Genomic DNA, 20824 nt, shown 5'->3' on the forward strand with positions numbered 1-20824 from the left:
TAAATCTCCCCGGTAGGGGAGACTTTTTTAATCACCTATTCAAAGCCTCCCTTCCGGGGGACTTACGCGTAGATCATTCCCATCCTGTTCGAATCCAGCTTTATCAGGATAAATATCATAACAGTAAAGCTTATCAGGGATGACCCCCCGTAACTTATCAGCGGCAGTGGTATACCGATTGATGGTACTATGCCGATAGTCATACCAATATTGATTACCACGTGGAAGAAGATAACGGAGGCTACACCATAAGCGTAAATGCGCGAGAAGGGGGATCGCTGTCGCTCGGCGATATAGATTATCCGCAGCACCAGCAGCAGGTATAACCCTAATACTACAACAGATCCGGCAAAGCCAAATTCCTCGCCAACGGTACAGAAAATAAAATCGGTACTTTGCTCAGGTACAAACGAGTATTTGGTTTGTGTACCCTTCATATATCCCTTACCCCAAAGTTTACCCGAGCCTATGGCTATTTTTGATTGATTAACGTTATAACCTTTTCCGCGTAGATCGTTGGTTATGCCCAGCACAATATCAATACGCACCTTTTGGTGTGGTTTTAATACTTTAGTATACAGAAACTGCACACTAAAAACAAAGGCTACCAATATACCGGCACCAGTAAGTACGGTAAGCATTAATTGCCTGTTGCGCCTGAATAATAGAATAATTATTACCGCGACTAAAATTATGCCGCCAACAATTATGGGCAGGTTATTTAATTTAATTGTTAAAACAAACAGAGCGATAAACAAGCCTTCCAATATCAAAAAGTAAGGTGATAACCCTTCGCGATACAATACGAATATTAACGAGCTAAATACTAATGTTGACCCAGCATCCGGCTGCAATAAAATCAATACCATCGGGAAAAAGATGATACCCGCAGCAATAGCGAACGACTTAATCTCGGTAACCTTTATATTGGCCCCGCTTAAATACCGGGCCAATAGCAGGCAGGTGGCAAATTTGGCAAACTCTGACGGTTGCAGCCTAAAGCCGCCCGGTAATGATATCCAGGCCTGGTTGCCGCCTACATTACGGCCTACAACAAGTACAAGCAAGAGGAGTAATACCGTTATGGTATATATAGCTGGTGCTAGTGCCGAGAGGAACCTACTCTCTAATAACAAAATAAATATCCCCAAAACAATAGCTATAATAACAAATATAAACTGCTTGCCATAGTTGGTATCCAAATCAACAAAAGAAGAATTTTTAGGGTCAAATACAGCCGAATGGATACTAAGCACCCCAATGGCACAAAGCGCCAGGTAAATGAGTACCGTTAGCCAGTCTACATTAAAAAAGAAGCTGCGCTGTTGGTTACTCATTGGCTTTTGGTTTAATGGCTGCTGTGTGTTTTGGATCTGTTACTGTTTTATTCTTTTTTGCTGCCGATTTGATTACCGCTTTTTTACGTATCGAATCTGCCTTTAGTTTTTTCAGGCTATCGGCTTTGGCTTTTTGTGCGGGCGAAATTTTATTGATAATTTCCGGTAAGAGGTTAGCATTCATATAATACTCCGGCTCGATGCCTGATGGACGGCGGGTAATGCTGTCGCGTAAATATTTTTCAACTATAAAACTGGCAATTGGTGCGGCCCAGGTAGCACCCTGTCCTGAATTTTCGACCACTACTGCTATGGCTATTTTGGGGTTTTCTCTGGGTGCAAAAGCCACAAATACCGAGTTGTCCTTACCCGACACTTGCGCGGTACCTGTTTTTCCGCACATGATTATGCCAGGTATTTTTGCCCCGGCAGCTGTACCCGCATCAACCACGCGCTGCATCCCGTCAATTACCGGTTCAAAATACTGCGCGTCTATCCCCACATAATTTTTTAGGGTATACTCTTGTTTTATGATCTTCTTACTGCCTATAGATTTTATAAGGTGCGGTTTGTAATAAAAACCACGGTTAGCAATAGTAGCTTCTATATTGGCCAATTGCAAAGGTGTAGCTGATAACTCGCCCTGCCCGATGCCTAATGAAATAACGGTGCTTGAGCGCCAACCGCCACGATGATAAAGTTTATCATAAAACTTTGCTTTGGGTAAGTTACCGCTGTTTTCGCCCGGCAGATCAAGATCAAGCCTGGAGCCCAAGCCAAACTTGGCCACATTGTTTCGCCATAAGGTAAACGTTGTATCGGTTTGTTTTGCACCGTTACGGTTTATCAATTTTTCAAACACCATATCAAAGTAACCGTTGCATGATTCGGCCACGGCGCTGCTCAGGTTAACTAATCCATGGCGCTCGTGATGAAAACAAGGTATCCTGCGATTACCGGCCTGATAATAACCCGGGCAATTGTAGGTGGTTTGTGGGGTGATAATGCCTTCCTGCATAGCAATTAACGCGCTTAATGGTTTAAACGACGAGCCCGGAGGATAAGTGCCCATTATGGGTCTTATTAAAAAAGGTTTATATGGGTCGGTATCTAATTCTTTGTAATTACCACCTCTTGCGGGGCCTACCACCATTAAGTTTGGGTTATAGGTAGGGCTGCTTACAAAAGCAAGGATCTCGCCGGTTGACGGCTCGATGGCTATAATACTGCCAACCTTATTTTGCATTAGCTTTTCGCCCAGTTTTTGGATGCGCATGTCTAATGATGATATTAAACGCTCGCCGGAAACTGCCGCCGTATCATAAGCCCCGTTGGCGTAATGGCCCTTAGCTATCCCTCTTGAGTCAACCATCATATTCCTGACACCACGTTGTCCGCGTAAAACAGTTTCATAAGCTTTTTCAACGCCGCTTATGCCCACATAATCGCCACGGTGATAATAACCGCCTGATTTGGCAATCACATTTTCTGATGCTTCGCCAATAAATCCTAAAAATTGCGCGGCCGTAGAGTCAGGATAGGTGCGGATAGGGTGAGGCACTACTTTAAATCCAGAAAACTCTGACATCCTTTCCTGGAGCGATGCATACAATTGCGGTGATAATTGCTTATCAAAAGGCGACTCGAGATTGCGGGAGTATTTTACCGCTTTTTCAATTTTGGTAACAAACTCTTCTTTGGTGATGCCTATTAATTTGCAAAACTCAAGCGTATCAATTCCTTTAACATCTTTTGGGGTAACAGTAATATCATAAACTAACTGGTTCCTCACCAATAATTTTTCATTACGGTCTAATATCGGCCCACGATCGGGAAACAGAATCTCCTGGCGGATAGCATTCTTTTTGGCATAGAACAGGTACTTATCATCAATTATCTGGATGTAAAATAACCGCCCAAGTAATACCAGTATAAGCGTTATGAAAATGCCCCCGATAACGTATCGCCGCTCAAAAAAAGTATTCATTTACGCTCTTTACTTTTATAAAATAACAAGCCCGAAACTAATATCAAAAATACTGTAAATAATGAACTTAAAACTACACGGGTTATTGTGTATTGGATCTCTGAAAAGCGGAAAACCTCCAGGTTAAAAAGAAAGAAGTGATGGAATAGGGTGAGTATAAGCGCATAAGTAAAAAACCACCTAAAGCCCATAATACTTAAAGTAGGCTCGGGCTCATTATCAAAGCCGTCTTTTTGTACGGTTATGCTTATAAATAAAATGCGAACCAGCGCCAATAATACACAAGCGGTAGTGTGCAGGCCCGGGGTATCATAAAAGGCATCAATAGTTAAGCCTAAAATAAAGGCTAGTGTAAACAGTAAAATGTTTGGCGTTTCAAACGGCAGCAGCAAAATAAAAAGAATATACAGATACGGTGTTGATAGATTATACAGTGTTATATTCTTCAACAAAAACACCTGTATAAAAACCAGCGATATAAACCGCAGTATGTTAACAATAATGGTCCTACTCATCCTTCTTCTCCTGGCCCTCCAATGCCAATTGCTCCTTAGCCAATTTGTTAATTACCACATTTACATATTGCAATTTGCCAAAATCAACAGCAAGTTCAACCTCCATGTTTAATGATGAGCCGCCTTCTTTTGTATGCAGGTTACTTACTTTGCCAATAGGGATGCCTGATGGAAATAAAGAATATTCGGTAGTAACAACCTTTTCGCCCAAGCGTGGCTGCGCATTGTTGGCAACATCAACTAATAAGCCTTTGCGGGCATCAAGATCACCGCCCCAGATAAATGACCCTATATCCTTATGATCGGCCAGCATAGCGCTTATGCGTGTTTCTTTATGTAAAACAGATTGCACCACCGACATATATTCGCTTACCAAAACAACTTTGCCCACAACACCCTGGCCGCAAATAACACCCATGCCTTTTTCAATACCGGCATGGCTGCCTTTGTTTATGGTAAGATAATTATTACGATGGTTGATAGAGTTATTGATCACGGCAGCCTCTATGAATTGGTATTGCTGCTTGTATACGGTATCGGTTATTTTATGTTTGCTAACAGAATCTATATAAAACGAAGATTTAAGCTGATTGCGCAACATTGCATTCTCGCGTGCCAAACTATCATTAACCTCGCGCAGCGAAATGTAGCTTTTTAACTGATCGGCCTGGGCATATAAATTGCTGGTGATCTTGTTTGTACTGTTTATGAAAGTAGCTTTTTGAAAAGAGTTGTATTTGACATAAATAACCAGCGCACTAACCTCAAATATAATGAACAGGAAAAACGCGTTGTACTTGCTGATGAAGATTAACAAATTACGCATTGTAAGTGATGAGTTTTGAGTGATGAGTTTTGAGAAGTAAGTAACTCATCACTCACTACCCAAAACTCACAACTAAGTTTACTGCATTAAAAATTTAAAATTACCAATATTTTTAAGAGCGGTTCCGGTTCCACGTACAACGGCTCGTAGCGGGTCTTCGGCAACATGTACGGGTAGTTTAGTTTTGGCAGATATACGTCTGTCTAACCCACGCAATAACGCGCCGCCACCGGTTAAGTATATACCGGTTTGATAAATATCTGCCGAAAGCTCGGGCGGGGTAATCTCCAATGCTTTTAATATCGCTTCTTCAATTTTCGAAATTGATTTATCCAGGCAATGCGCAATTTCTGTGTACGATACCATGATCTGCTTTGGTACGCCGGTCATTAAATCACGGCCCTGTACGGCAAAGTCGGCAGGTGGGTCGCTTAGTTCAGGTAACGCTGCACCAACCTCTATTTTAATTTTCTCGGCAGTACGGTCACCAATCATGATGTTGTGCTGGCGGCGGATATATTGTACAATGTCAGAGTCAAAATTATCTCCCGCTACGCGGATAGACTGATCGCAAACAATACCGGATAGGGCAATAACCGCTATCTCTGTGGTACCACCACCAATATCAATGATCATGTTACCCATTGGCTCTTCTACATCAATACCAATACCTACGGCTGCTGCCATTGGCTCATGTATCAGGTAAACTTCTTTGGCACCTGCTATCTCTGCCGAATCGCGCACGGCACGTTTCTCTACCTCGGTAATGCCAGATGGGATACAAATAACCATACGTAATGATGGAAAGAACCATCCTTTACCCTGGTTAATCATTTTTATCATGCCGCGTATCATGTGCTCGGCAGCGTTAAAGTCGGCAATTACACCATCTTTAAGCGGGCGTACTGTACGAATGTTATCGTGGGTTTTGCCCTCCATTTGCATGGCCTGGCGCCCAATTGCAATAACTTTGTTGGTGGTGCGGTCAAAAGCTACTATTGACGGTTCGTCAACAACAACTTTATCATTATGTATGATGAGGGTATTTGCGGTACCTAAATCTATTGCGATCTCTTGTGTGAAAAAATTAAATAAACCCATTTGTAGTTTGCTTCAAATAATTTGCAAAGGTATGATTAAGAGCACTAATTAATCTAATGAAAATCGAATTTCAAGAATTAATGCGAATTGATAAATATAACTCCTATTTCGTGCAATTCGTATTAATTTGTGTAATTAGTGCATTTTTTATTAATGTTTAAAGTGGCGTATGCCGGTAGTAACCATCGAAATGTTTTTTTGATTGCACATTTCAACAGAAAGCTTATCGTTTATTGATCCGCCCGGTTGTAGTACTGCTAGTATTCCTGCTTCTGCAGCCAGTTCAACACAATCAGGGAAAGGAAAGAAAGCATCAGATGCCATTACCGCTCCTTTTAAGTCAAACCCAAAGCTTTCAGCTTTTATAATCGCTTGTCTTAACGAATCAACCCTTGATGTTTGGCCAACGCCGCTAGCCATAAGCTGGTGGTTTTTAGCGAATACTATCGTGTTTGATTTGGTATGCTTAACAATCTTGTTTGCGAAATAAAGATCTTTTAATTCCTGTTCGGTTGGTTTGCGATCTGTTACCGCTGTCATTTGGTCAGGGCCCTCAACGGTAGCATCTTTATCCTGCTCAATAACACCATTTAACAATGTTTTAAATAGCTTATTAGGCAATTCAACCGGTTGACGAATCAGTATGATACGATTCTTTTTCCCTTGCAAAATTTGAACAGCCTCATCAGTATAAGCGGGTGCAATTAATACTTCGTAAAATATTTTGCTGATCTCGGTAGCTGTTTCCGCATCGATCTCGTCATTAGCGATGATCACTCCTCCGAATGCCGATACCGGGTCGCAGGCCAAAGCATCTATCCAGGCCTCTTTTATAAAAGAGCGACCTGCAATTCCGCAAGCGTTAGTATGTTTTAAAATAGCTACGGTTGGTTCGGTAAATTCGTCTATTAAGGCAACTGCCGCGTCAACATCAACCAGATTGTTGTATGATAATTCTTTACCATGCAATTTGGTAAACATTGCATCCAGATTGCCATAGAAAACACCTTTTTGATGGGGATTTTCGCCGTAACGTAATATCTGGCTGGTTTGTATGCTTTGTTTAAATACCGGGATAGGGTCTTCCTGGTTAAAATATTGGAAGATAGCGGTATCATAGTTAGAGGTAATGTTAAATGCCTTGTGAGCAAATTTCTTACGCTGATCTATAGTAGTTGTTCCGTTTTGTGCCTTTAGTATCTGGTCAAGCTCGGTATAATCATCTTTCGATGCTAAAATAACAACATCCTTAAAATTCTTTGCTGCTGCGCGGATAAGGGAGATACCGCCGATGTCTATCTTCTCGATCACATCATCATGGCCCGCGCCTGATTCTACTGTTTCTTCGAAAGGGTAAAGATCAACAATAACCAGGTCGATTTCAGGTATTTCGTATTGCGTTAATTGTTGTTTGTCGCTATCATTATTTCTGCGCGCTAAAATACCACCAAATACTTTTGGATGCAGAGTTTTAACACGACCGCCTAAAATAGATGGGTAAGAGGTAAGGTCCTCAACAGCAATAACATCAACCCCAAGGCTGCGTATAAAAGTTTCGGTACCACCAGTCGAGTATATGTTTACTCCAAGGCGGTTTAACTCATGAATAATAGGCTCCAGGTTATCTTTATAATAAACTGAAATAAGGGCATTTTTAATGGCAACGGACTGACTCATTTACAAGGATTTTTTTGAGCCGCAAAGGTAGTGATTAGTGATTAGAGATTAGTGGTTGAAGATGAGTTTTTTAAGAAAAAAGTAAATCAATAAAAAAACCAATTGCCTGTAGCGTTTTTAATACTAACCCCGTATTACCTAAAAACGTAAAACGACTCATGAGAAATTTATCCTACACCTTAACCTTTGTTGCCATTATGCTTGCTATTGTTAGTTCATGTAAAAAAGACAACATTAAAACCATTGCTAATAATGTACCCTTAATTGGCAAATGGAAATTAAATGCCAATTTTTTTGGCACCGGTTCTGCGCCAACCTGGCAACCTGTAGCGGCAAATGATAATCATATCGTTGTATTTAATGCAGATGGTAGCTTGGGCGGCAATGTCTATTCCCAATATTATAGCTATAAGCTAAAAGACAGCTTACTCACATTTAGTAACGCCGCCGATGGTGAACTGAGATTATTGTACACCATCAAACACGATACATTAATCATGACACCCGCCGGACCGCTCTGTATTGAAGGGTGTGCGATACGATTTATTAAACAATAGGGGTGACAGAGAATGATCGGGTCTATTATAAAGGCCTGGTTATTCTTCTGTAAAATCCAGCTCTTTGCCATAGGTCTCATCCAGAAACCAAGCCGCGGTAATACCAATGGCGAATATGATCAGCCCTGTTACCCAGCCGCCTTTAATATAACTGTTAAAAAATCCACGGGTAAATTTAAATAGCAGTATCATCAAGGGTAATGTACCCCGCACCATGTTAGGTATGCTTATACCTGCCGAAGCGCGTAGGTTGGTGCCAAACTGCTCAACACTGCTGGTTATATAAACCACATTTAAGCCGGCGCCATAACCCAGCCCCACACATATAAAATAGAACCACGCCGGGCTGCTGCCGCTTTGCAAAAAGTAAAGCACCGTAAATATTATAGCTATACTGTAAAATATAAACAGTGTTTTTTTGCGGCTTTGTAGTCTCTGGCTAAGCCAGCCCACGCTAAAATCGCCTGCGGCTATAGCCATGTACAAGTACATAATTGCAGTGCCTGGCTCAACGCCGCTTATGCCCATGGCTTTGCTAAATTGGTCGGAGAAGGTAATTAATATGCCAATAATATACCAAACCGGTAAACCTATCAATATGCATTGCATATACTTTGCAAAGCGCTTCCAGTTATTAAAAAACATCAGGAAATTACCTTTGCTTAACGTGGTTGATTCCTGTACATTTTTAAATATGCCGCTTTCCTGCACCTGAATCCGCATTAATAATAATATCAGGCCAAGTACGCCGCCAATATAGTAGCAAACGCGCCAATCAACCATCTTACTAATTAACGATGCAGCCACCACGCCGAACAAACCAAAGCCTGCAATAAGACCCGCTGCCATGCTGCGTTTTTCTTTAGGGAGTAGTTCGCTTACCAATGTTATACCGGCACCAAGTTCGCCGGCGAGGCCTATACCAGCTATAAATCGTAAAATTATGTACTGATTTAAAGTAGCGACCATACCGTTTGCAAGGTTGGCTATGGAGTATAGTAGTATAGAACCAAACAAGACTTTTAGCCGCCCTTTCTTATCACCCAGCACACCAAAAATAATTCCGCCTATTACCATGCCTATCATTTGGACGCTGATAAGCAGTTCGCCTTTAGAAAGGATATCAGCCGGATTTAAACCAAGCGATGCCAGGCTGGGTTTGCGTATAATGGCAAACAATAATAGATCATAAGTATCAACAAAAAAACCAAGCGCGCTAACAATTACGGCAAGCTGGAAGATGCTGGTTGATTGCTTTACAGTCATGGGATAAAGATTAGTTTTAGTTTATTGTGATTATTGGTGCGCTAAAAATACACCTAATCTTCAATCTCCAAACTTTAATCTTTAAAAAATCAGCTTTTCATTTTTTTGAGGAGATTCTCAATCACCTTCGGGAAGTGTAGGTGCTCCAATTGTTGGCCTTTAAACTTTATCATTTCCAGGTTATCGCCGGGCTCAATTTTAAATTTAGACTGGTGGATGATCTCGCCTTCATCAAATTGCGCGTTAACAAAATGGATGGTAATACCCGACTCTTCTTCGCCGGCATCTAAAATAGCTTGATGTACATTGTCGCCATACATGCCTTTACCGCCATATTTAGGTAATAAGGCAGGGTGTAGATTAATGATCTTGTTAGGAAAAGCCGCCAATAAGGTTGGCGGTACCAGCCATAAAAATCCGGCAAGTACAATCAAGTCAACCTGTAAGGTTTTAAGCATTCGGATGATGTCATCCGTTTCGTAAAACTCATGGCGGGTAAAAATATGCGATGGTATTTCAAAATTATCAGCACGTTGTAGTACATACGCCTGCGCATTGTTAGTTAATATCAATACAACTTCGGCTTCTGCGCTGCGTTTAAAATGCTCCATTATTTTTTGAGCATTTGATCCTGATCCTGAAGCAAAAATGGCTATACGTTTTTTCAAAATGGCAAATAAATATTAGTAATGACCCAAATATAATGGTTTAAGATTTTTAATCACTATTTGGAGGCAGCTTTTTGCCTAACAAAACCATAGCGTATAACTTTGCGCTTAGTTGTGGTGTTATAGTTTTGTATATCGCCGGTTAATAACACCAGCGAGTATTGGCCGGCATTATCAATTTTGGCATTAGTAAACGGTCTTGATTTGCCTGCCGCAGTAGTGTCCTGACATACAATATCTGAGTTTAAAAACAATTTGTTTGCTGTTATTGTCCAGTGGCCACTAGCTGTTGGTTGGTGTTTGCAATTAAAGTTGGTATAGGTACAGGTTTTATCCATATTAAATGTAAATACCTGCGTGGTATCGCATAGCGTGTTTAGGTCGGTTTCCAGTTTTGTGGTATCACCAACAGAATAAGTAACCTTAACCGATGATAGTTGCCAGGCACCGGCGCTTAATATAGTTTCTATATTGTTGATATTATCCTTTTTGCAGGAATTGCTTAACAGGTTTATCAATATTAACCCCGATATAATTAGTAGTGGTAGTTTGTTTTTCATTTAGTTTGATAGCACAAAAATAAAAATTAACGGCTATTGATGAGTAACCCAAGGCAATAATAACTGTTTTAAATCACTATTATTTTATCGCTGAGTTTTTAAGCCCCTATATTTGCCCTATGCGGATACCTTTTGAACAACTTAAAGCCGAATTTAACCGGGTACTTATCAGTCTTGATTTTCCAATTGATAAGGCAGATATATGCTCACATGTCTTCGCTGAAAACAGCCGTGATGGGGTTTACACGCACGGGCTAAACCGTTTCCCTACGTTTGTGCGCTATATAAAACAAGGGGTTATCAAAGCCCAAAACGAGCCAACTCTTGTAAACGCTTTTGGCGCTATAGAGCAATGGGATGGTAACCTGGGCGCAGGTATAATTAACGCGCGCTTTTGTATGGATAGAGCTATAAGCCTGGCAGCAGCAAACGGTATTGGTTGCGTTGCCATAAAAAATACCAACCACTGGATGCGGGGCGGCACCTACGGCTGGCAAGCTGCCGAGGCCGGTTATATAGGTATTAACTTTACCAATACGGTAGCTAATGTAGCGCCATGGGGAGGTACCACGCCAACGCTGGGTAATAATCCTTTGGTGATTTCTGTCCCACGTAAAGCGGGGCATGTGGTACTGGATATGGCTATATCGCAATACTCGTTTGGTAAAATGCTGCAGTATGAAAGTTACAGCGAGCAATTACCCGTACCCGGCGGCTACGATAAAGACGGAAACCTAAGCACCGACCCAACAGCCATCATGGCATCAAAAAGAGTACTACCCATAGGTTTTTGGAAAGGATCGGGATTAACCTTGGTGCTTGATCTGCTGGCAACTGTTTTAAGCCAGGGGCGATCTACCAAACAAATAAGTGATCAAAGTACAGAGTCGGGTGTGTCGCAAGTGTTTATTGCTATAAAACCACAAGATAGCCAACAAACCGATGACCTGATAGAAGAGATATTAAACTTTGCCAAAAGCAGTGAACGGGTTGATGCTAATAAGCCAATAAGCTATCCCGGCGAGAATACTTTAAAGACCAGGAATAAGAATATAAGTGAAGGCGTATTGGTTGATGAGAAGATTTGGGAAGAGGTTAAAGCGTTATAAGCCCCTCCCAACCCTCCCCGGAAGGGAGGGCTTTAAAATGTACCACGCCCAAAAAAGTCTCCCCTGCCGGGGGAGATTTAGAGGGGGCTTACATCATCCCCTCAAACTTCTCCCAAAAGCCATCTTTGGGTACGGGGGCAATAATTAATATAGGTTCTTTTTTTATAGGATGGATAAATTGTAATCTACGAGCGTGTAAACAAATACTTTTGCGCAGGCTGCCACGCGGGTATCCGTATTTATTATCGCCAACAATAGGGCAGCCCAAGGTTGATAATTGCACACGTATCTGGTGCGGCCGGCCAGTTATGGGGTCGACCTCTATTAAATAGTAACCATCCAATTCGCCAACCAGTTTATAATTTAACTCCGATCGCTGGCTACCTGTTACCTCGCGGTCATGTGCTTTGGTAACGTTTTTTTGTGGATTTTTTATGAGGTAGTGCACTAAAGTGCCAGCTATCGGGTTGGGGCGTTTGCGCACTACCGCATAATAGGTTTTATGCATTTCGCGGGCCTTAAACATCTTGTTTATTCGCTCTAAAGCCTTACTGGTTTTGGCAAATAATATAACGCCGCTAACGGGACGGTCCAGTCTATGTACCACTCCTAAAAAAGCGCCATTAGGCTTGTCATATTTTTTGGCGATGTATTTCTTAACCTTTTCATCCAAACTCTCATCGCCCGTATCATCAACCTGTACAATATCACCCGCGCGTTTATTTACTGCAATGAGGTGATTATCCTCATAAAGAATATCGTTATCGGTAATATCGTAGCTGGTATAATTAAACTCGGGTCGGGCCATTCTTGTAGTCGATAGTCTATGGTCCATAGTCCATAGTAAATTTATTTAATTGCCATGGTCCATTGACTATCGACCATGGACTAAAATTAATATTGCTCCTTCTCGTTCGGGAACTCTTTAGCTTTTACATCACTAACATAATTCTTAATCGCGCCGTTCATTACTTCGGCAAGGTTGGCGTATTGGCGTAAAAAGCGTGGTTTAAAACCTTTGTTAATACCCAGCATATCATGTATCACCAAAACCTGCCCATCGCAGTGCTGGCCTGCGCCAATGCCTATGGTTGGGATAACCAAACTTTCAGAAACTTCTTTAGCTAATTGCGCCGGGATCTTCTCTAGCACAATGCCAAAGCAACCCAGCTCCTGTAGTTTTAGAGCATCCTCTCTTAACTTTTGCGCTTCCACTTCTTCTTTAGCACGTACAGTGTAGGTGCCAAATTTGTAGATAGATTGCGGTGTTAAACCCAAATGCCCCATAACAGGTATACCTGCAGTTAAGATCCGGCTTACCGATTCTGCAATTTCAACACCACCTTCGATCTTCACCGCGTGTGCGCCCGATTCCTTCATGATGCGGATAGCAGATGCCAATGCCTCTTTACTATTACCCTGGTAAGTACCAAACGGCAAGTCTACAACTATCAGCGCGCGTTTAGCGGCGCGTACCACTGCCGAGGCATGGTATATCATTTGGTCCAAAGTAATAGGCAATGTGGTTTCATGACCAGCCATTACGTTCGATGCCGAATCGCCTACCAATATAATGTCCATCCCTGCAGCATCTACAATGGTCGCCATCGAGTAATCATAAGCGGTAAGCATAGCGATCTTCTCGCCATGGTTCTTCATCTCCTGCAGGGTATGCGTGGTAATTCTTTTAACTTCTTTATGAACAGACATGCTGATGTTTTTATGATTAGACAAAGGTATGATTATTTCGGATTTCGGATGTTCGATTTCGGATTGAGTATAAGCAATTATTAAAGTCTTTAATTCCTTTAATTAATGTGGTTAAATACTTCTTTATTATACACTTTAAAAACGTTACACAATCATAGATAAAGCAATAAATTGATCCAATCGGATTGCGCATTTTAACGTATTTGTTTCCGTTTAATTAATGCGTTAACAAGTCTTTGTAAAACATGAGTTATGTGCTTTAACATTAATAAACAAACCTTGTACATTTATAGATAAAGTAGTTGATTTATGCTAAGCTAAATGGCTTATTTCAATGTATTCATATCGTTTAGTTAATGTATTAAACAAGTCTTTGTAAAACATGAATTATATGCTTTAACATTCAATAAACAAGCCTTGTACATTTATAGATAAAGCAGTTGATTTATTGTAATTGGAATGTTCATTTTAACTTAGTTATTTGGCTTAATTAATATAGATAAGTAGATCTTTATAGATCATAAAATAGATAGGTTTAAATCTTACAAACAATACAGTAAAATGTTAATAACATATCGGAGTATTTTGATTGAGTTGGATGTTTTTAAACATAGTTTTTATTTAAAAATAAAATCAATCATTAAGTCAATTTAACGTGTTATCAAAAGCAATATTTTAATTAATTCGATCAATCAAAAAAATTCGAAATCGAACATCCGAAATCCGAAATTATTCCCTACTTTTGCACCGTGAATACAGGAGTTTCTTACTTCATTTTTCCAATCCAATTTTACGGCGTATCAAACCAGACCAGCCGTTATTTTAACTATTCAATTTATTTAAACAGATGACCTATTTCACCAAATTACCGGCGATATTACTTTTAGAGGACGGAACCGTATTTTATGGCAAAGCAGCCGGAAAAATTGGTACCACGGCCGGCGAAATATGTTTCAATACCGGCATGACCGGTTACCAGGAAATTTTTACCGACCCATCTTACTTCGGGCAAATAATGGTGGCCACCAACGCGCATATAGGCAACTATGGTATTGCCGATGCTGAGGTAGAGTCTGGCAACATCCAAATTGCCGGCCTGGTTTGTAAAAACTACAACATTGCTTACAGCCGTAAACAGGCCGATGAGTCTATACAAGATTATTTCCAGGAGCAAAACATAGTAGGCATATCAGACATTGATACCCGCCAGCTGGTGCGCCATATCCGTGACAAAGGCGCTATGAATGCCATCATATCGTCAGAGATATTGGATTTGGAAGAACTGAAAGCTAAACTGGCAAAAGTACCTTCAATGGATGGACTGGAACTGTCATCAAAAGTATCAACTAAAGAAACCTATACTTTCGGCGATGAAAAAGCGCCTTACCGTGTTGCGGTTTTAGACTTAGGTGTAAAGAAAAACATCCTGCGCAACTTTGACGACCGCGAGGTTTATGCCAAAGTATATCCTGCCAAAACCACCTTTGCCGAAATGGAAAAGGATTTTGCGCCAACAGGTTATTTTATATCAAACGGCCCCGGCGATCCATCGGCAATGCCTTACGCGGTTGAAACTGTAAAGGATATTTTAGCTGCTGATAAACCGATGTTCGGGATCTGTTTGGGCCACCAGTTATTGGCTTTGGCTAATGATATCCCAACCAAGAAAATGTTTAACGGTCACCGTGGCTTAAATCATCCGGTAAAAAACATCATCATTAACCATTGCGAAGTTACCTCGCAAAACCATGGTTTTGGTGTAGTACCAGAGGCGGTTAGAGCGTCCGACAAAGTAGAGATCACCCACGTTAACCTGAACGATCAATCAATAGAAGGCATCCGTGTAAAAGATAAAAAAGCATTTTCGGTACAGTATCACCCCGAGTCATCGCCCGGCCCGCATGATAGCCGTTATTTGTTTGATGATTTTATTAATTTGATGAAATAGCCCCCCTCTAAATCTCCCCCGGTAGGGGAGACTTTTTTATTTGTGATTTTGTATAGACGCGATACTTCGCGTCTCTTTTTGTTTGCAGACAATTGCCAAAGAGGGGCTGTCATGCTGAGGCACTCGAAGCATGAGCGTAAAGGCCCACCCGCATGCTTCGAGTGCCTCAGCATGACATCCTTTTTTTGTACGTTTATCTACTCACCTCCTCCATTCACCGACAATATCCCCCATTTTACCTAATAACCCTGTGTTGATTATGGTTTTGCAAGCACATTTGTATCATAAATCATCACAGAAAAACAATGACAACACTATTAACCGTACCTGCAATGCTAATACTGGCTCAATTTATTGCTCATGCTGTTGCTGCCATTCATTTGTTGGGGCATTTAGTAAAATAATAAGCATCTACCTATGTTTATTCGGATTACTGTAATAAAAGCAGTAATCCGTTAAAAAACTATTGAAAATCCAATTTTCTACACCATTTTTACAGCATGGCAAAACAATCCATAATTACCGTAAAAAACCTGATTAAAAACTATGGCGATTTTAAGGCTGTAAAAGGCATTAGCTTTGAAGTTTACGAGGGCGAAATATTTGGCTTGCTTGGCCCTAACGGTGCCGGCAAAACCACCACCCTCGAAATTATTGAAACCCTTCGCGATAAAACATCAGGCGAGATAATCGTTGATGGTTTTAATATTGATACCGATGCCGCCAGTATTAAAAAACGTATCGGCGTGCAATTGCAGGCGGCGGGCTATTACCCCAACCTTAATCTTACAGAACTGATCGAGCTTTTTTCGGGCCTTTATGGTATAGAAAGGAGCCCGGCAGAGATGCTGGAAAAAGTAGCACTGAATGATAAAGCCAAAGCTAAATACAAAGAGCTTTCGGGCGGACAAAAGCAGCGTTTCTCTATTGCTACTACTTTAATAAATAACCCACGCATAGTTTTTTTAGATGAACCAACAACTGGTCTTGACCCACAAGCACGCCGTAACCTTTGGGATTTGATCCGCGAGATTCGCGACCAGGGAACCACCGTGGTTATAACCACTCACTATATGGACGAAGCAGAAGTGCTTTGCGACCGTGTAGCCTTTATTGACGGCGGTAATATTATAGGTGTTGATACGCCCGATGCATTTATTGACAAACTAGTAGCCTCAGGCTTCGAGCGGCCAAAAGAAGTAAAACTAGCAAGCCTGGAGGACGTATTTATAAACATGACAGGTAAGGAGTGGCGGGAGGAGTAAGTAGCAGTTTTAAGTTGCAGTAGCAGCCAATGACTTAATGACCCAATGATTAATGACCAATAACCCAATGACAGATAAACCATACAGTAATTTTAAAGCAACGCTGGCTATAGCCAAGGCCAGTTTTAGGTCGATAATACGCAGCCCGTCATCGGTGGTGTTTACGTTACTTTTTCCGTTGATATTTATTTTGGTATTTGGCTTTATTAGCGGCGGTGGCGTAATATCTGTTGATGTTGGTGTGGCTAAAACCAACGATACCCTGAACCCGGTTTACCAAGCCCTGAAAAAGGTGAGCGTTATACGGTTGATACATAACCAAACGCCAGAGCAAATGGAAGCTAACCTTAAAAAGGGAAGTATTGATGCTATATTGAATATCCAAAAAAACACCACGCCGCCGTATTTTACGGTGAACATTCAGCATAGCAAAGCATCCGGCGATAAGGAAGCTATTTTAAAATCGGCATTAAATAATATTTTCTTTCAGCTAAACTCGCATATTCCTGACGCGCCGCCGCCGGTTGCTATAATTAAAGAAGCCGAGGTAGAAACCCGCGAATATAAAACCATTGATTTTATTTTACCGGGGCAATTAGGGTTCTCTTTATTAAGTACAGGTGTATTTGGTACTGCGTTTGTGTTTTTAAGTCTGCGGATAACTTTAGTAATTAAACGCTTTTTTGCCACGCCGGTAAAACGCTACAGCATAGTAATTGGCGAAGCCATTGCACGTATATCGTTCGCGCTGATAGGTGCTTTATTTATTATATTAATAGGGCATTATGCATTTGGTTTTACGCTGGTTCATGGCGTGGTCACGGTGCTTAATATGCTCTTGCTCTCGCTCATTGGCGTAGTGGTGTTTATGGGCTTTGGCTTCGTGGTATCGGGCATTGCAAAAAACGAAAGTACGGTACCACCAATAGCTAATATGATAACGTTGCCACAGTTTTTGCTATCGGGTACGTTTTTCTCTATCAATGTTTTCCCGGCTTGGTTGCAGCCTATAAGCAGGGCACTACCCTTAACTTATTTAAACGACTCATTACGTAAAGTAGCGTTCGAGGGCGCAAGCCTGGTAGACGTATCGCACCAGATATTAATTATGTGTATTTGGGGAGTGGTTGTTTATGCCGTTGCGGTTAAAACGTTTAAGTGGGAATAATACCGATTTAATCATATAAAATTAATGTTAAGATAATATATTTGCACCAGTAATTTATATTATCTTAACATGAACAAGTATAAAGTGCAAGTAATAATATTGCTTGCTTTTCTTTTTATAAACTTATCCGCGCAAGCGCAAAACAATAAAACAGGTGTTTTTGGTATAGTTACCATAGTTTTACCAGGTGATAGCGCACATCGCTGGGGCGGATATGCCGAACTGCAAACCCGATCTGACAAACCATTTAACCAGTTTTTTTATTACGAAACCAAAGCAGGCATAAGCTATGATCTGGATAACAGTTTTACTGCACTTTTAGGCACGGGCCGCTACGTTACTGATGATAATCCCGAAAATTTAAAAGTAGCAACCGAATTTAGGTTATGGGAGCAAATGACTGTTAACCAGTTTTTATACCGGATAAAGCTGGAGCACCGCTACCGCGTTGAACAACGATGGGTTAATGGGTTATATCGTAACCGCTTTCGTTATCGTTTAAATATGTTTGTGCCTTTAAATAATACCAAGATCGTGGCCAAGACTTTCTTTATATCTGTTTATGATGAGATCTTCTTGAACAACGCGGTGCCTAATTTTGAGCGTAACCGTTTCTCGGCAGCGTTGGGTTACCAGTTTAATAAGTCGATAAACGTACAGGCTGGCTGGTTAAATCAATATAATTATAGTCCAACCTTTGCTGCTGATAAAAACAATTTGGCTTTAACATTTATGTATCGCATCAACCGTAAAAATGCGAAGCTAAGAGAACACATGCCAAGTACGGACAATTAATTTGCCTTGTATATACAGCATTTATCTGTTTATTTAATTAAGGCTATCCTTTTTTTGTTTATTACCGTATAAGTGGTTACTTCGCCCCCAAACGATTAAACTTTGGTAATGAGATCTGGTGCATTTAAAATAGCCACAATTTATACTGTCGCGGGTCTTTTATGGATTGCCCTAAGCGACAAAATATTGAATTGGGCCAGCGGCGCGATGGATGTTTCGTTTGTTCTTTTTATTAGTAGTATAAAAGGCTTTGCTTACGTGTTTTTAACGGGCTTTATATTATATCGCCTTATTTTATACTATCATAGCCAATTAGAGGAAAGCGAAAAACAATACCGCAGTTATTTCGAGGCTAATCCTTCGCCCATGTGGATCTACAATCGCCGCACGTTTAATTTTACTGCTGTTAATAACGCAGCAATAGCCAAATATGGTTATACCCTGGATGAGTTTAAGAGTATGACTATTCTTGATATCCGCCCAAAAGCCGATATCGGAAAGGTGCACACGGTGGTAAAAAACCTTACCAATACTTATAATGATTCCGGTATCTGGACACACCTTAAAAAAGATGGAACACCAATACAGGTCAGGATCACTTCGCATATTATAACATCAGGCAAAGAAGACCACATTATGGCTATGGCTACAGACGTTACCGAAAGTGAAAATAAAAAATTTTAAAAGCATCGCTAAAATCCTGATTATTAAAGTTTGTAACATTAAATTTATGTTAATGTTAAAGTTAAATTCCTACATATTTAATGGAAGTTGTATATTTGAAAACTAAACGTTTTAAGTGTACTAATTACACTAAGTTATAAAACCGAATTAATCAGAAAAAAATGAGTTTAATAATTGATGTTCACGCCCGCCAGATACTTGATTCGCGCGGAAACCCTACTATAGAAGTAGATGTATTAACCGAAAATGGCTATTTAGGCCGTGCCGCTGTACCGTCTGGTGCATCAACCGGCGCGCATGAGGCTGTTGAATTGCGTGATAATGATAAGGCCGTTTACATGGGTAAAGGCGTTTTAAAAGCCGTTGCTAACGTAAACGATATTATAGCAAAAGAATTACAAGGTGTTGATGTGTTTGATCAAAACAGTATTGACCAAATAATGATCGATCTTGACGGCACACACAACAAAGCTAAGTTAGGCGCTAACGCTATTTTAGGCGTATCGCTTGCTGCCGCTAAAGCTGCCGCTCAGGAAAGCCGCCAGCCTTTATACCGCTATATTGGTGGTGTAAATGCTAACACGCTGCCATTGCCGATGATGAACATTGTTAACGGTGGTTCACACTCTGACGCGCCTATAGCGTTCCAGGAGTTTATGATCATGCCGGTTGGCGCGTCATCTTTCTCTGAAGCATTGCGTTGGGGGACAGAAGTTTTTCATAACCTTAAAAAGATCTTACATGACCGTGGTTTAACAACTACTGTTGGTGATGAAGGTGGTTTTGCCCCAACTTTTGAAGGTACCGAAGATGGTGTTGAAACCATTTTAAAAGCGATTGAAAAAGCAGGATACAAACCGGGTGTTGATATTTGTTTGGCATTTGATTGCGCTGCATCCGAGTTTTATGTAAACGGTAAATACGATTATACCAAATTTGAAGGCGCAAAAGGTGCTATCCGCACCAGTGCAGAGCAAGTAGAATATTTGGCTCAGCTGGCAGAAAAATATCCTATTATATCTATTGAAGACGGTATGGCCGAGGATGACTGGGCCGGCTGGAAATTATTAACCGAGCGTATTGGCGATAAAGTACAGTTAGTAGGGGATGATTTGTTTGTAACCAACGTAACCCGTTTACAACAAGGTATTGACGAAGATACAGCAAACTCTATCCTGGTAAAAGTTAACCAGATAGGATCATTAACAGAAACTATTAACGCGGTTAGCCTGGCGCAAACACATGGTTATACTTCGGTAATGAGTCACCGTAGTGGTGAGACTGAAGACAGCACTATTGCTGATTTAGCCGTAGCATTAAATTGCGGACAAATAAAAACCGGTTCGCTTTCACGTTCAGACAGGATAGCTAAATACAACCAGTTGTTACGTATAGAAGAAGAATTAGGCGCTAACGCTAAATTTATCGGTAAGAACTTTAAGTTTTTTAAGAAATAAGTTTTTTTAGCTGAAAGGCTAAAGCAGAAAGCTAAAAGCTTTGATATTGAAACGGCTCCGATTTATCGGGGCCGTTTTTTGTTTTACCCACTCGTCATGCCGAATTTATTTCGGCATCCCACGGGACATATAGCCTACTTTGCATGTGGGCTGCTAAACCAAGTTCAGGATGACTGATGGTAAAGTTTTATTAA

The 20824-nt window shown here is 40.8% G+C and carries 19 protein-coding genes; 8 read left to right on the forward strand and 11 right to left on the reverse strand.

From position 1 onward, the window contains the following. Positions 1-62 precede the first annotated feature (62 nt). The 6 genes from rodA to purH all read right to left on the reverse strand — a co-directional run bounded on the left by rodA (position 63) and on the right by purH (position 7443). On the reverse strand, positions 63-1337 hold the full coding sequence (rodA, locus tag JWQ34_RS16560) for a rod shape-determining protein RodA (protein WP_299359097.1): 1275 nt from the start codon (positions 1335-1337) through the stop codon (positions 63-65). Further along, positions 1330-3324, reverse strand: a complete 1995-nt coding sequence (gene mrdA / locus JWQ34_RS16565) for a penicillin-binding protein 2 (protein WP_299359099.1) — start codon at positions 3322-3324, stop codon at positions 1330-1332. Before mrdA ends, rodA begins: the two co-directional genes overlap by 8 nt. Continuing rightward, the gene (locus tag JWQ34_RS16570; protein WP_299359101.1) at positions 3321-3839 is read right to left on the reverse strand and encodes a rod shape-determining protein MreD; all 519 of its coding nucleotides are present in this window, start codon (positions 3837-3839) and stop codon (positions 3321-3323) included. The genes mrdA and JWQ34_RS16570 overlap by 4 nt, the downstream gene beginning before the upstream one ends. Further along, positions 3832-4665, reverse strand: a complete 834-nt coding sequence (gene mreC, locus JWQ34_RS16575; protein ID WP_299359103.1) for a rod shape-determining protein MreC — start codon at positions 4663-4665, stop codon at positions 3832-3834. The genes JWQ34_RS16570 and mreC overlap by 8 nt, the downstream gene beginning before the upstream one ends. A 78-nt stretch (positions 4666-4743) precedes the next feature. Beyond that, positions 4744-5766, reverse strand: a complete 1023-nt coding sequence (locus JWQ34_RS16580; RefSeq protein ID WP_214071454.1) for a rod shape-determining protein — start codon at positions 5764-5766, stop codon at positions 4744-4746. Between the two features lie 150 nt (positions 5767-5916). Further along, a complete protein-coding gene (gene purH, locus JWQ34_RS16585) occupies positions 5917-7443 on the reverse strand; it encodes a bifunctional phosphoribosylaminoimidazolecarboxamide formyltransferase/IMP cyclohydrolase (RefSeq protein WP_299359106.1) in 1527 nt (508 codons plus the stop codon). A gap of 158 nt (positions 7444-7601) precedes the next feature. Between purH and JWQ34_RS16590 the strand changes: the two genes are divergently transcribed. Beyond that, positions 7602-8000 carry a hypothetical protein gene (locus JWQ34_RS16590; protein WP_299359108.1) on the forward strand — a complete coding sequence of 133 codons (399 nt, stop codon included), beginning with the start codon at positions 7602-7604 and terminating at the stop codon, positions 7998-8000. Between the two features lie 39 nt (positions 8001-8039). On the opposite strand, the gene JWQ34_RS16595 is transcribed toward JWQ34_RS16590, so the two are convergent. The 3 genes from JWQ34_RS16595 to JWQ34_RS16605 all read right to left on the reverse strand — a co-directional run bounded on the left by JWQ34_RS16595 (position 8040) and on the right by JWQ34_RS16605 (position 10494). After that, complete coding sequence (locus JWQ34_RS16595) at positions 8040-9266, reverse strand: MFS transporter (RefSeq protein ID WP_299359110.1); 1227 nt, start codon at positions 9264-9266, stop codon at positions 8040-8042. Between the two features lie 89 nt (positions 9267-9355). Then, positions 9356-9934 (reverse strand): phosphoribosylglycinamide formyltransferase, encoded by a 579-nt coding sequence (purN, locus tag JWQ34_RS16600; RefSeq protein ID WP_299359112.1) that lies wholly within the window; start codon positions 9932-9934, stop codon positions 9356-9358. A gap of 56 nt (positions 9935-9990) precedes the next feature. After that, entirely contained in the window at positions 9991-10494 is a 504-nt protein-coding gene (locus JWQ34_RS16605) for a lipocalin family protein (RefSeq protein WP_299359114.1), read from the reverse strand. A gap of 119 nt (positions 10495-10613) precedes the next feature. On the opposite strand from JWQ34_RS16605, the gene yiaK reads away from it, so the two are divergent. Continuing rightward, entirely contained in the window at positions 10614-11603 is a 990-nt protein-coding gene (gene yiaK / locus JWQ34_RS16610; RefSeq protein ID WP_299359116.1) for a 3-dehydro-L-gulonate 2-dehydrogenase, read from the forward strand. An 88-nt stretch (positions 11604-11691) separates the two neighbouring features. Here the strand turns inward: yiaK and JWQ34_RS16615 are convergent, their stop codons facing one another. Together JWQ34_RS16615 and panB are read right to left on the reverse strand one after the other, a co-directional pair. Beyond that, positions 11692-12411, reverse strand: a complete 720-nt coding sequence (locus JWQ34_RS16615) for an RluA family pseudouridine synthase (RefSeq protein WP_299359142.1) — start codon at positions 12409-12411, stop codon at positions 11692-11694. An 86-nt stretch (positions 12412-12497) separates the two neighbouring features. After that, positions 12498-13313 carry a 3-methyl-2-oxobutanoate hydroxymethyltransferase gene (gene panB, locus JWQ34_RS16620; RefSeq protein ID WP_299359118.1) on the reverse strand — a complete coding sequence of 272 codons (816 nt, stop codon included), beginning with the start codon at positions 13311-13313 and terminating at the stop codon, positions 12498-12500. Between the two features lie 847 nt (positions 13314-14160). Between panB and carA the strand changes: the two genes are divergently transcribed. From carA to eno, 6 genes are all read left to right on the forward strand, one after another. After that, positions 14161-15261 (forward strand): glutamine-hydrolyzing carbamoyl-phosphate synthase small subunit, encoded by a 1101-nt coding sequence (gene carA / locus JWQ34_RS16625; protein WP_299359120.1) that lies wholly within the window; start codon positions 14161-14163, stop codon positions 15259-15261. Positions 15262-15761: 500 nt separating this feature from the next. Continuing rightward, positions 15762-16526, forward strand: a complete 765-nt coding sequence (locus tag JWQ34_RS16630) for an ABC transporter ATP-binding protein (protein WP_299359122.1) — start codon at positions 15762-15764, stop codon at positions 16524-16526. Between the two features lie 67 nt (positions 16527-16593). Then, positions 16594-17694: an ABC transporter permease gene (locus JWQ34_RS16635; RefSeq protein WP_299359124.1), complete on the forward strand. Its 1101-nt coding sequence runs from the start codon at positions 16594-16596 to the stop codon at positions 17692-17694. A 69-nt stretch (positions 17695-17763) separates the two neighbouring features. Then, on the forward strand, positions 17764-18489 hold the full coding sequence (locus tag JWQ34_RS16640; protein WP_299359126.1) for a DUF2490 domain-containing protein: 726 nt from the start codon (positions 17764-17766) through the stop codon (positions 18487-18489). 108 nt (positions 18490-18597) lie between these two features. Beyond that, positions 18598-19173 (forward strand): PAS domain S-box protein, encoded by a 576-nt coding sequence (locus JWQ34_RS16645; protein ID WP_299359128.1) that lies wholly within the window; start codon positions 18598-18600, stop codon positions 19171-19173. Positions 19174-19334: 161 nt separating this feature from the next. Next, positions 19335-20630 (forward strand): phosphopyruvate hydratase, encoded by a 1296-nt coding sequence (eno, locus tag JWQ34_RS16650; protein WP_299359130.1) that lies wholly within the window; start codon positions 19335-19337, stop codon positions 20628-20630. The last annotated feature ends 194 nt before the right edge of the window (positions 20631-20824 follow it).

Source organism: Mucilaginibacter sp. (genome assembly GCF_028288185.1).
In the GTDB taxonomy this organism is placed as follows: domain Bacteria; phylum Bacteroidota; class Bacteroidia; order Sphingobacteriales; family Sphingobacteriaceae; genus Mucilaginibacter.

Bases quoted from the DNA above. Each gene is read 5' to 3' on its own strand.
- rodA (WP_299359097.1), bottom strand. From the start codon at position 1,337: ATGAGTAACCAACAGCGCAGCTTCTTTTTTAATGTAGACTGGCTAACG.
- mrdA (WP_299359099.1), bottom strand. From the start codon at position 3,324: ATGAATACTTTTTTTGAGCGGCGATACGTTATCGGGGGCATTTTCATA.
- JWQ34_RS16570 (WP_299359101.1), bottom strand. From the start codon at position 3,839: ATGAGTAGGACCATTATTGTTAACATACTGCGGTTTATATCGCTGGTT.
- mreC (WP_299359103.1), bottom strand. From the start codon at position 4,665: ATGCGTAATTTGTTAATCTTCATCAGCAAGTACAACGCGTTTTTCCTG.
- JWQ34_RS16580 (WP_214071454.1), bottom strand. From the start codon at position 5,766: ATGGGTTTATTTAATTTTTTCACACAAGAGATCGCAATAGATTTAGGT.
- purH (WP_299359106.1), bottom strand. From the start codon at position 7,443: ATGAGTCAGTCCGTTGCCATTAAAAATGCCCTTATTTCAGTTTATTAT.
- JWQ34_RS16590 (WP_299359108.1), top strand. From the start codon at position 7,602: ATGAGAAATTTATCCTACACCTTAACCTTTGTTGCCATTATGCTTGCT.
- JWQ34_RS16595 (WP_299359110.1), bottom strand. From the start codon at position 9,266: ATGACTGTAAAGCAATCAACCAGCATCTTCCAGCTTGCCGTAATTGTT.
- JWQ34_RS16605 (WP_299359114.1), bottom strand. From the start codon at position 10,494: ATGAAAAACAAACTACCACTACTAATTATATCGGGGTTAATATTGATA.
- yiaK (WP_299359116.1), top strand. From the start codon at position 10,614: ATGCGGATACCTTTTGAACAACTTAAAGCCGAATTTAACCGGGTACTT.
- JWQ34_RS16615 (WP_299359142.1), bottom strand. From the start codon at position 12,411: ATGGCCCGACCCGAGTTTAATTATACCAGCTACGATATTACCGATAAC.
- panB (WP_299359118.1), bottom strand. From the start codon at position 13,313: ATGTCTGTTCATAAAGAAGTTAAAAGAATTACCACGCATACCCTGCAG.
- carA (WP_299359120.1), top strand. From the start codon at position 14,161: ATGACCTATTTCACCAAATTACCGGCGATATTACTTTTAGAGGACGGA.
- JWQ34_RS16630 (WP_299359122.1), top strand. From the start codon at position 15,762: ATGGCAAAACAATCCATAATTACCGTAAAAAACCTGATTAAAAACTAT.
- JWQ34_RS16635 (WP_299359124.1), top strand. From the start codon at position 16,594: ATGACAGATAAACCATACAGTAATTTTAAAGCAACGCTGGCTATAGCC.
- JWQ34_RS16640 (WP_299359126.1), top strand. From the start codon at position 17,764: ATGAACAAGTATAAAGTGCAAGTAATAATATTGCTTGCTTTTCTTTTT.
- JWQ34_RS16645 (WP_299359128.1), top strand. From the start codon at position 18,598: ATGAGATCTGGTGCATTTAAAATAGCCACAATTTATACTGTCGCGGGT.
- eno (WP_299359130.1), top strand. From the start codon at position 19,335: ATGAGTTTAATAATTGATGTTCACGCCCGCCAGATACTTGATTCGCGC.